Below are 10629 nucleotides of genomic sequence, written 5' to 3' on the forward strand. Positions count from 1 at the left end.
CGCAGCACGACGACGGCAACCCAGTCCGGGGGGTACGACCGATCCTGGGCTAACGCCCAGGTGGGGCGGGCCGATAGCTCCGTCCGTGACACTCCTCGACGCCCCGACGGGCAGCAGCGCACCGACCTCGACGGTCGGCTCGTCGACGCGCCCGCAGAAGACCGTCGAGGTCTACGACTTCCGCCGACCGACGACCCTCGCCCGTGAGCACTCGCGCGTCCTCGAGCTCGCCTTCGACACCTTCGCGCGGCAGTGGGGCACCCAGCTCACCGCCAAGGTCCGGGTGCTCTCGCAGGTGACCTGCGACCAGGTGCAGATGCTCACCTACGACGAGTACGCCTCGTCCCTGCCGCCGACCACCGCCATGGTGCTCTGCACCCTCGAGGGCGTCTCGGCGAAGGCCGTCATCCAGTTCCCGTCGTCCGCCGCGCTCACCTGGGTCAGCCACATGCTCGGCGCCGTCAAGCCCGCCACGCTGCCCGAGCGCACCTTCACGCCCATCGAGCAGGCCCTCGTGCGCCGCTTGATGGACGACGCCCTCGACGACCTCCGCTACTCGTTCGGCACCATGCTCGCCGACCCGATCAGCGTCGGCGGGTTCCAGTACAACTCGCAGTTCGCCCAGGCCGCCCAGAAGTCCGACCTGATGATCGTCGCCTCGTTCGAGATCCGCGTCGGCGAGCGCGTCGCGCCCGGCACGGTCGCGATCCCCGCCGACGTCCTGCTGTCGCAGCTCGGCGAGTCCAACCCGACGATCGACGCCGCCGACGCCCGCGACCTGCTCGGCGCCCAGCTGGCCTCGGTGCCGGTCGGCGTCTCGCTGACCTTCGCCCCCGCCGCGGTGCTGCCGAGCGTCGTGCTCGGGCTGGCCGTCGGCGACCTGCTGCCGCTTCCCCACCCGCAGCACCGCCCGCTCGAGATCAGCGTCGACGGCCAGCCCGTCGGCCGTGCCGCCGTCGGAGCCGCCGGCTCCCGCCTGGCCGGCATCGTCGTCTCCACCTCCCTGACCGGCACCGAAGAAGGAACCTCATGACCGGCACGACCATCACCCTGCACACCGCGGCGGTCGAGGCGCTGGTCGCCCAGCTGCCGACGCCCACGCCCCTGCGTGCCGTGGCCGTCGACCCGGCCTCCGCGCACGGCCTCCGCCTCGCGGGTCCGTCCGTCGTGGTCACGTCGTTCGTCGGGTCGGTCTCGGCCGACACCGCGGTCCTGCTGGCCGACATGGACCAGCTCGCCGCCGCGGCGGGCACCGACAACCCGATGGTCTCGGTCTCGGACGTCCTGCGTCCCGCGCTCGAGGCCGCGACGGGCGTGCTCGGCACCGGCGTGCTCGGCGAGAGCCGTCGCGAGTCGGCCGACGCGCTCCTGACCGACCCCGAGACGGTCGTCTTCGAGCTGACGGCCGCGGGTCAGCCCGCCGGCTGGTTCGCCCTGCGCCTCCGCGAGACCGGCACGATCGGCGGCTCGTCGCCCGTGGCGCCGACCGTGGGCGCGGTGTCGACCGGCAACCTCGGTCGCATCAACAACGTCGAGATGGCCCTGACGGTCGAGATCGGCCGCACCCGCATGTCGGTCCGCGACGTCCTGGGCCTCGAGCCCGGTGCCGTCATCGAACTCGACCGCTCGGCCGGCGCCCCCGCGGACGTGCTGCTCAACGGTCGCCTGATCGCGCACGGCGAGGTCGTCGTCGTCGACCAGGACTACGCCGTCCGCATCACCAAGATCCTCGACGTCGCCGACGGCATCGCCTGATCGTGGACACCGTCGTCGTCGGCCTGCGGGTCGTCCTCTCGTTGGGCGTCGTCCTCGCCCTGCTCTGGGTGCTGCAGAAGCGCCTGGTGAAGGGCGGTCGTGCGGGCTCCCGCGCCACGTCGCAGGTCTCGGTCGTCGCCCGTCAGGGCGTCGGCGCGAAGGCCAGCGTCGTGGTGGTCGACGTCGAGGGCGAGCGTCTCGTGCTCGGCGTGACCGAGTCGTCCGTGACCGTCCTCGCGGCCGCCGACCGTCCCGTCGACGCCGGCGCCCTGACGCTGGTCCCCGAGCCCGAGGAGTCCGCGACCGAGTCCGTCACGCAGGAGGCGCGGGTCACGTCGATCGCCCCCGTCGCGTTCGCGTCCGTCCTCTCCGCCGAGGGCGCCGCGGCCCGCGACGAGCTGCCCGCCCGCCCGGCCGACGCGACCCCCGTCGAGTTGCTGCGCCCCCGCGGCGCCGCCCGCCGTGCCGCCGTCTCGCGTCCTCGTGACCTCGACGCCCGTCGTCGCGGTCGCACCGCCAAGTCGATCGAGGGCTCGATCCTCGCACCCGACACCTGGCGTCAGGCGGCCGCGGCCCTGCGCAGCGGACGAGCCGGATGACCGGCCGCCGGTCGTCCGCGTCCCCGACCCGCCCCTCCTTCGCGTCCGCCCTGCGTCGCCTCGCCCGCCCGACGCTGCGGGACGGCCTGCACGGGGCCCCCCTCGGCCGCTCCCTGGTGGCCGCACCCGTGCGCTTCGCCGACACGCGCTTCGCCCGGGCCGTCGTCGTCACGCTGCTCGCGCTCGTCGTGGCGTCCGCCCTCGTCATGCTGATCGGTCAGCAGGCGAACGCGGCCCCCGTCTCGCCGACGGCCCCCACCGCTCCCACCGCCCCGGCCACGGACGGCACCGACGCCACCACCGGCACGACCCCCACCGACTTCACCGACACCGACCAGACCACGTCGGACGGCACCGGCTCGGGCGGCCTGAACATCGACATCAACGGCCCCGACGGTGCGCCCAGCCAGGCCGTCGTCACCCTGATCGGCATCACGCTGCTGAGCGTGGCGCCCGCGCTGCTGCTGATGATGACGTCGTTCACCAAGATCTTCGTGGTGCTCGCGATGACGCGGAACGCGCTCGCGCTGCCGTCGATCCCGCCGAACCAGGTGCTCGCAGGGCTGGCCCTGTTCCTGAGCCTGTTCATCATGGCTCCGATCCTGACCCACATCAACACGGACGCCGTGCAGCCCTACCTCGACGGCCGCCTCGACCTGCAGGGCGCGATCGACGCCGGCATCGCGCCGTTGCGGGAGTTCATGCTCGCCCACACCCGCGAAGAGGACCTCGCGCTGATGACCCGGTCGGCGAACCAGCCGAACCCCGACAGCCAGGCCGACGTGCCCATGCTGACGCTCATCCCGTCCTTCATGATCAGCGAGCTGCGCGCCGCGTTCATCATCGGCTTCGTGATCTTCATCCCCTTCCTCGTCATCGACCTCGTCGTCAGCGCCGCGCTCATGTCGATGGGCATGATGATGCTGCCGCCGGTGATGATCTCGCTGCCGTTCAAGATCCTGCTGTTCGTCCTCGTCGACGGCTGGGGCCTCATCATCAAGAGCCTCATCGAGAGTTACCAGGTGGGTGCCTGATGGATTCCAACGCCGTCCTCGACCTCTCGATGCAGGCCCTGATCATCACGGGCAAGCTCGCCGCACCCGTGCTGATCACCTCGCTCGTCGTCGGTTTCGCGATCTCGCTGCTGCAGTCGATCACGCAGATCCAGGAGGTCACCCTCTCGTTCGTGCCGAAGGCCGTCGCCGTCGGCATCGCGCTCATCGTCACCGGCCACTGGATGATCAGCGAGATGGTGTCGTTCACGACCATGGTGTTCGACCGCATCCCCCAGCTGCTCAGCGGCGGGTAGGGACGCACCGTGTCGTTCGACCTCAGCTGGCTCGAGGCCACCCTCCTCGCCGCCGTGCGCATGACCGCGTTCCTCGTGATCGCGCCTCCGTTCTCGTACCGGGCCTTCCCGGCGAGGGTGAAGGCCATGCTCGGCATCGGGCTCGCGCTCGCCGTCGCGCCCCGCGTCGCCCCCGGCTACGTGTCCCTCGAGACGGGACCGTTCGTCATGGCCCTCGTGCTCGAGCTCGTCGTCGGCGCCGTGCTGGGCTTCCTGGTGTTCGTCGCCTTCGCCGCGGTGCAGGCGGCCGGCAGCCTGATCGACCTCTTCGGCGGCTTCACGCTCGCCCAGGCGTTCGACCCGCAGTCGATGGTCAACGGCGCGCAGTTCACCCGGTTGTTCCAGATGACCGCGCTCGCCCTGATGTTCGCGACCGGGGGGTACCAGCTGATCATCGGCGGCCTCACGCGGTCGTTCGACGCCGTGCCGCTCGGGCTCGGCATGGACCTCTCCCGTCCGGTCGAGCTGCTGACGACCGGCGTCAGCCAGCTCTTCCTCTCGACCATCCAGATCGCCGGGCCGCTCTGCGTCGTGCTGTTCCTCGCCGACGTCGGCCTCGGGCTGCTCTCCCGCGTCGCGCCGGCCCTCAACGCCTACGCGATGGGCTTCCCGCTCAAGATCCTCATGACGGTCATGCTGGCCGGCGGCGTCTTCCTCGCCCTGCCCGGCGTCGTGGCCTCGTTGACCGGCGACGCCGCCGACATGCTGCTGGGGGTGGGCTGACATGGCGGACGACTCCGGCGAGCGCTCCGAGGCCGCGACCGAGAAGCGGATGAAAGAGGTCCACTCGAAGGGCCAGCTGTCCCGGTCGCAGGACCTCAGTGCCTGGGTGGGCGTCGGCGCCGCCGCCGTGATGATCCCCTCGACCATCGAGCGCGCCTCCTCGGCGGGCGTCGACCAGATGTTCTCGATCCGCCAGGCCATCACGCACCCCGACTCGGCGACCGTGGTCACCGAGCTGATGCAGGGCGCGGGTTCGATGGGGGCCACGATCGGGCCCATGCTGGCCGTCGTCGGCGTGGCCGTCCTCGCGACCGCGATCGTGCAGGGCGGCGTGCACATCAAGCGCATGACCGGCAACTACGAGCAGTTCAACCTGCTCAACGGCCTCAAGAACACCTTCGGCACGCAGGCGCTCTGGAACGGCGCGAAGGCGTTGATCAAGACGACCGTCGTGGGCCTCGTGCTCTGGTTCGCGATCCAGGGTCTGATGCCCGTGCTCATGAGCGGCGGCGGCCTCAGCGTCTCCGCCGTGCTCGAGGAGGCCAAGGCCGGCACCGGCATCCTGATCAGGGCCGCGATCGCGGCCGGCCTGCTGCTCGCATTCGCCGACGTCTTCGTCGTCATGCGCCGCAACCGCAAGAAGACCCGCATGACCAAGAAAGAGGTCAAGGACGAGAACAAGTCGAGCGACGGCGACCCCCTGGTCAAGTCGCAGCGGCGTTCCCGTCAGCTCGCGATGAGCCGCAACCGCATGATCGGGGCCATCGCCGACGCCGACGTCGTCATGGTGAACCCGACCGACTACGCCGTGGCGGTCAAGTACGAACCCGGCAAGTCGGCTCCGCGCGTCGTCGCGAAGGGCGCCGGCACGGTCGCCGCCCGCATCCGCGAGCAGGCCACCGCCGACGGCGTCCCGCTCGTCGTCGACGTCCCGCTGACCCGAGCCCTCCACGCCGCCTGCGGCCTGGGCGAGGAGATCCCCGTCGACCTCTACACGCCGGTCGCCCGGGTGCTCACCTTCGTCATGGCGCTCAAGGCCCGCGGCACGCTGAAGGGGACGCACACGCCGCCCCGCGTCACCACGGCCGACGAGGTGGCCGGCGTCCTGGCTCCCGAGTCGCTCGAGGCCGACGCCGTGCCCCGCCGCCTCCGCATCGCCCGCGAGGCCGCGACCGGCGCGACCGGCGCGACGGGCACGACCGGCGCGACCTCCGCACCGTCCCGCACCGCGCCTCCTGCGCTCTCCCGCTCCGTCCGCCCCGCCACCCCTGGAGGCACCCGATGAAGTCCACCCTGCCCAAGCTCGCCGTCCCGGTCGGCATCGTCGGCATCGTGCTGCTGCTCGTCGTGCCGGTGCCCGCGCCGATGCTCGACGTGCTGATCATCCTCAACATCCTGTTGGCGCTGGTGATCCTGCTGACGACGCTGTTCGTCAAGAAGCCGCTCGACTTCTCGGTCTTCCCGTCGCTGCTGCTCGTGGCGACGCTGTTCCGCCTCGGGCTCAACGTGGCCTCGACGCGCCTCGTGCTCGGCGACGGCTTCGCCGGCGACGTCATCGCCGCGTTCGGGCACGTCGCCGTGAGCGGCTCGATCATCATCGGCTCGGTGATCTTCCTGATCCTCGTCGTGATCCAGTTCGTGGTCGTGACCAAGGGTGCCGAGCGCGTCGCCGAGGTGGGCGCCCGGTTCACCCTCGACGCCATGCCGGGCAAGCAGATGGCCATCGACGCCGACCTCAACGCAGGCCTCATCACCGACGAGGTCGCCAAGCAGCGTCGCGCCGACGTCAGCGCCGAGGCCGACTTCTACGGCGCCATGGACGGTGCGTCGAAGTTCGTCAAGGGTGACGCGATCGCCGGCATCATCATCATCATCATCAACCTGGTCGGCGGCATCGCGATCGGCGCGCTGCAGAACGGCATGGCCATCGGCGACGCCCTCTCGCACTACGGACTGCTCACCATCGGCGACGGCCTGACCACGCAGATCCCCGCCCTGCTGATGGCCGTCTCGACCGGCATGATCGTCACCCGCTCGGGCGCCGACACCGAGATGGGCGCGCAGGCCGCGTCGCAGCTCGGCCAGTCGCGCATCGCGCTCGCCGTGGCCGGGACCGCCGCCATCGGCATGGGCTTCATCCCCGGCATGCCGATCGTCGCGTTCCTGCTGATCGGTGGGGCGCTGCTGCTCGTCGCCTACCGGCTCGGCGTGGCCGCCAAGGCCGAGGAGGCGCGCGCGGCCCTCGCGGAGCAGCAGGCGGCGGTCGTCGCCCCCACCGACACGACCGACGACCTGCTCGAGCAGATGCGGGTGCACGCGCTCGAGATCCTGCTCGCGCCCGACCTCGTCGACATGGTCGGGGGAGCGTCGGACGACCTGCTCGGCCGGGTCAAGGCCCTGCGTCGCAAGATCGCTGTCGACCTCGGCATCGTCGTGCCGCCCGTCCGCACCCGGGACAGCGTCGACCTGCCGCCGGCCACCTACTCGATCCGCATCGCGGGCGTCGAGGCCGGTCGCGGTCAGGCGCCGGCCCGCTCCGTGCTGGCCCTCGGCGACGCGCTCGACGGCCTGCCCGGCACCGCCACGGTCGAGCCGGTCTTCGGCCTCGCCGGCAAGTGGGTGCCCGCCGAGATGCGCCACAGTGCCGAGATGACCGGCGCCACGGTGATCGACCGCGTCTCGGTGCTCGTCACGCACCTGTCGTCGATCATCGCCGACAACGCCGCCCGACTGCTGACCCGCGAGGACGTCCGCGTGCTGACCGAGGGCGTCAAGCAGGTCAACGCCCCGGCCGTCGACGACCTCGTGCCGAACATGCTGTCGCTCGCCGAGCTGCAGCGCGTCCTCCAGGGCCTGCTGTCGGAGCGCATCCCGATCAACGACCTCGCGCGGATCTGCGAGGGGCTGACGCTGCGGGCGAAGGTGTCGACCGACCCGGAGGGGCTCGTCGAGGCGGCCCGCGCCTCCCTGGGCCCCGCGCTCACGGCGCAGTACCTCGACGCCCGCGTGCTGCGGGTCATCATGATCGACCCGACCCTCGAGCAGTCGATGCTCGAGGGGCTGCGACCGAGCGACCAGGGGACGCAGATCCTGCTCGACGGGCACCGGGTCGAGCAGGTGCTCGGGTCGCTGCGCGAGGCCGTGCAGTCGGTCGAGGCGCAGGGTCTCAGCGCGGTGCTGGTCTGCGCCCCGGCGTTGCGACCGGCCATCCACCGACTCGTGTCGGCGCAGCAGAACGGCCTGCCGGTGCTGTCGTACCAGGAGGCCACCGCCGCCGGCTCGACCATCGAGACCGTCGGCGTCGTCCGCGCGACCGACTCGATCGTGGCCTGAGATGCCGACCACGATCGTCATGACCGGCGAGACGCTCGACGGGCTGCGCCGCGAGGTGCGGGCGACCCACGGGGCCTCGGCGCGCATCGTCGCGGCCCAGAAGGTGACCGTCGGGGGAGTCGGCGGCTTCTTCGCCCGCAAGCACTACGAGGTCACCGTCGAGGTGCCCGACCCCGCGATCGACCTGCCCGTCGCCCGGGTGCGCATCACGACGCCGGTGCCGGCCGAGCGTGCGGGCATCGCGGCGTTGCTGGCGTCGGCCGACGAGGCCGAGGACGCCCTGCAGGCGGGGGCTCCGGCAGCCCGGGCCGCGTGGTCGGCATCGCTGGCCGCGGGGGACGCCGCCGCCACGGCGGCGACGCCCGCGCGCGACGGCTTCGACGACGTGCTGACCGGTTCGGCCGTGCCCGTGAGCCCGCGTCGGGCCGCTCGTGCCGCGGCGGCCGCCGCGACGGGTCCCGGCGGGGCCTCGGGTGCGGGCGGGGCCTCGGCCGCGCCGTGGAGCGCAGGAGGCGCGGTGCCGGTCGCGTCCCCGGCCGACGTCTCGACGCGCACCGACGCGTTCGCCTCGATCATGGACGACCTCACCTTCAACGGCATCGCTCCCGCCGCCGGTGCCGCCGCCGGCCTCGGAGCCGGTGTCGCGGCGACGGGCCCGGGCCCCACCGCCTTCGCCGACGGTGACGCCGCCGACCCCGATGCGCCGCACGGGGCCGCTCCCCGTCGGACGGCGGCGTCGCTCGCGGCCGCTGCCGACGCCCTCGCCGCGCAGGCCCGGGCCGTGGCCTCCCCGGGCGTGCCGCCCGCCCCCGACGTGTCGCGCGGGGCAGGCGACCTCGTCGTGGTCGTCGGCCGCCCCGGCGACGCCTTCCGCGTGGCCGCCCAGATGGCCTCGACGTTCGGGCTGCGCTCCGTCGACGTGTCGGATCGCCGGAGCGGCATCCTGGCCCGGGCCACCGGCGTGCACGAGAACTCGGCCGTCGTGACGGCACTCGCCTGGGACGCGGCCGCTCCCGCCGCCCTCGAGGCGATCGCCGCCGACCAGGTCTGGGTCGCGGTCGACGTCGGCCGCAAGCACGACGACACGGCCCGCTGGGTCGAGGCCGTCCGGGCGGTCGCGCCCGTGGTCGCGGCCGCCGTGGTCGGCGAGGACGGCACGGCGACCCCGGGCACGGTGCACCTCCTCGGCGTGCCGGTGGGCTGGCGCGAAGGAGGCGCGACCCGCTGAGTCGCGCCTCCTCCGGTGGTCGTCCTCCCGCGGCCGCGCCTCGGGGCCGGTGTCGTCCCGCGATCGCCGACCCGCGCCTCCTGCCTGTCGTCGTGGCCGGTGCGCCCCGCGCTCGGTAAGCTGGTCCGATGCTGGTGCTGACACGCAAGGTCGGAGAACGCATCGTGATCGGCGACGACATCGTCATCACGGTGCTCGACTCCCGTGGCGACGGCGTGCGCATCGGGATCGACGCACCGCGCGGGGTCAAGATCCAGCGCGAAGAGGTCATCAAGGCCGTGACCGAGGCCAACGTCGAGGCGTCGAAGGCCCCCGACGACGCCGAGGCCCGCCTGCGTGCCGCCCTCGGCGCCCCCGCCCCCCGCGCCGACCAGTAGCCCGCCGCGCGGCCCCTCCGCACCTGGCCCGGCCGCTCTGGCCTCGTGCCGCGGCGCCGCTCGTGCCGCCCCGCCGCCGTGCCCTCACGCCGCCACGATGGACACAGCGCCACCTTTTCGCCTGGCGTCGTGTCCACATCGTGGCGGGATGCCGGAGAGAACCGCAGCCTCTGACGGTTCTGAGTAGTCGCGGCACTGTGGCTCGTGTTCTTCTCACCTGTCGCGCCCCTCGCCTCGGCCGCCGTCGTGGGCGCCACGGGGGCGGCCCACTGGCTCGACCGGGGCGTCGTCAGCGCGCCCCGAACACGCTCCGTGACGGCTCGGGCGAGGGCACGGCCGTCGCGTCGGTGACGACGGGCGCCCCGGCGACGAAGTCGCGCAGCTCACGGCCGTGGACGACCTTGGCCGGCAGCGGGTCCGACGAGTAGAGCCGGGGCATGCGGTCGGTCGGCAGCGGCGACGGCGAACCGATCAGCACGACGTTGCCGAAGCGACGGCCCTTGAGCGTCGCGGGGTCGGCCACGGCGACGACGTGCTCGAACACGGTCGCGAGGGTCGACGCCTGGCCGCGGGCGAAGGCCAGCCCCGCGCCGTCGGCCGAGTTGACGATCAGCATGCCGGTCGGCGACAGGAACTCGGCCGCCGCCGTGTAGAACTCGAGCGACGTGACGTGGGCGGGGATCTGCGAGCCACCGAACACGTCGACGATCAGCAGGTCGACCGTGCCGCGCAGTCCGGCGGGCAGCTTCACCATGACCTCGCGGGCGTCGCCGTAGCGCACCCGGATCGAGGCCCCCCGCGGCAGCGGCAGGGTCTCTCGCACCAGGGCCACGAGGTCGGCCTCGAGCTCGATCACCTGCTGGCGCGAACCCGGTCGGGTGGCCTCGACGTAGCGGGGAAGGGTCAGGGCGCCGGCGCCGAGGTGCAGTGCGGTGACCGGCCCCTCGGGCAGCAGGTCGACGGCGTGCCCGATGCGCCGGACGTACTCGAAGGCCAGGTGCGTCGGGTCGTCGAGGTCGACGTGCGACTGGGGCGTGCCGTCGACGACGAGGGTGTACGAACCGGGGCGGTGCCGGTCCTCGTCCACGCGGGCGAGACCTGCCCCGATCGAGATCTCGACGGGCGGGTCGTCGTGCTGTGCGGCCATGCCCCAAGCCTCCCATCCCGGGGACGAGGAGGCGCGCGCGGCCCTCGATCCCGTGGAATGCCTGTGCATGCGCCCGGGTTATACCGAAGCTCGGGCGAAAGGTCAACGACAGGGCTTGC

The 10629-nt window shown here is 72.7% G+C and carries 11 protein-coding genes; 10 read left to right on the forward strand and 1 reads right to left on the reverse strand.

All coding sequences use genetic code 11. The features are described from left to right. Positions 1 to 85 precede the first annotated feature (85 nt). From OVA02_RS03475 to csrA, 10 genes are all read left to right on the forward strand, one after another. The gene (locus OVA02_RS03475; RefSeq protein ID WP_056043639.1) at positions 86 to 1033 is read left to right on the forward strand and encodes a flagellar motor switch protein FliM; all 948 of its coding nucleotides are present in this window, start codon (positions 86 to 88) and stop codon (positions 1031 to 1033) included. After that, positions 1030 to 1755 (forward strand): flagellar motor switch protein FliN, encoded by a 726-nt coding sequence (fliN, locus tag OVA02_RS03480; RefSeq protein WP_056043636.1) that lies wholly within the window; start codon positions 1030 to 1032, stop codon positions 1753 to 1755. Before OVA02_RS03475 ends, fliN begins: the two co-directional genes overlap by 4 nt. Positions 1756 to 1757: 2 nt before the next feature. After that, positions 1758 to 2354, forward strand: coding sequence for a FliO/MopB family protein (locus OVA02_RS03485; protein WP_173153488.1), 597 nt, complete (start codon positions 1758 to 1760; stop codon positions 2352 to 2354). Then, the gene (fliP, locus tag OVA02_RS03490) at positions 2351 to 3388 is read left to right on the forward strand and encodes a flagellar type III secretion system pore protein FliP (RefSeq protein WP_371740455.1); all 1038 of its coding nucleotides are present in this window, start codon (positions 2351 to 2353) and stop codon (positions 3386 to 3388) included. The genes OVA02_RS03485 and fliP overlap by 4 nt, the downstream gene beginning before the upstream one ends. Next, entirely contained in the window at positions 3388 to 3663 is a 276-nt protein-coding gene (gene fliQ, locus OVA02_RS03495; RefSeq protein WP_043596053.1) for a flagellar biosynthesis protein FliQ, read from the forward strand. The genes fliP and fliQ overlap by 1 nt, the downstream gene beginning before the upstream one ends. A gap of 9 nt (positions 3664 to 3672) precedes the next feature. Continuing rightward, positions 3673 to 4425: a flagellar biosynthetic protein FliR gene (locus OVA02_RS03500; protein ID WP_255350769.1), complete on the forward strand. Its 753-nt coding sequence runs from the start codon at positions 3673 to 3675 to the stop codon at positions 4423 to 4425. A 1-nt stretch (position 4426) separates the two neighbouring features. Continuing rightward, positions 4427 to 5710 carry an EscU/YscU/HrcU family type III secretion system export apparatus switch protein gene (locus OVA02_RS03505; RefSeq protein ID WP_324289768.1) on the forward strand — a complete coding sequence of 428 codons (1284 nt, stop codon included), beginning with the start codon at positions 4427 to 4429 and terminating at the stop codon, positions 5708 to 5710. Continuing rightward, positions 5707 to 7758: a flagellar biosynthesis protein FlhA gene (locus OVA02_RS03510; protein WP_267659275.1), complete on the forward strand. Its 2052-nt coding sequence runs from the start codon at positions 5707 to 5709 to the stop codon at positions 7756 to 7758. The genes OVA02_RS03505 and OVA02_RS03510 overlap by 4 nt, the downstream gene beginning before the upstream one ends. Before the next feature lies 1 nt (position 7759). Further along, positions 7760 to 8986, forward strand: a complete 1227-nt coding sequence (locus tag OVA02_RS03515) for a hypothetical protein (RefSeq protein ID WP_267659276.1) — start codon at positions 7760 to 7762, stop codon at positions 8984 to 8986. A 128-nt stretch (positions 8987 to 9114) separates the two neighbouring features. After that, positions 9115 to 9363 carry a carbon storage regulator CsrA gene (gene csrA, locus OVA02_RS03520; protein ID WP_056043620.1) on the forward strand — a complete coding sequence of 83 codons (249 nt, stop codon included), beginning with the start codon at positions 9115 to 9117 and terminating at the stop codon, positions 9361 to 9363. 289 nt (positions 9364 to 9652) lie between these two features. Here the strand turns inward: csrA and OVA02_RS03525 are convergent, their stop codons facing one another. Beyond that, positions 9653 to 10510 carry a spermidine synthase gene (locus tag OVA02_RS03525; RefSeq protein ID WP_123571300.1) on the reverse strand — a complete coding sequence of 286 codons (858 nt, stop codon included), beginning with the start codon at positions 10508 to 10510 and terminating at the stop codon, positions 9653 to 9655. Positions 10511 to 10629: the final 119 nt, after the last annotated feature.

The organism is Frigoribacterium sp. SL97, assembly GCF_026625765.1.
Classification (GTDB): domain Bacteria; phylum Actinomycetota; class Actinomycetes; order Actinomycetales; family Microbacteriaceae; genus Frigoribacterium.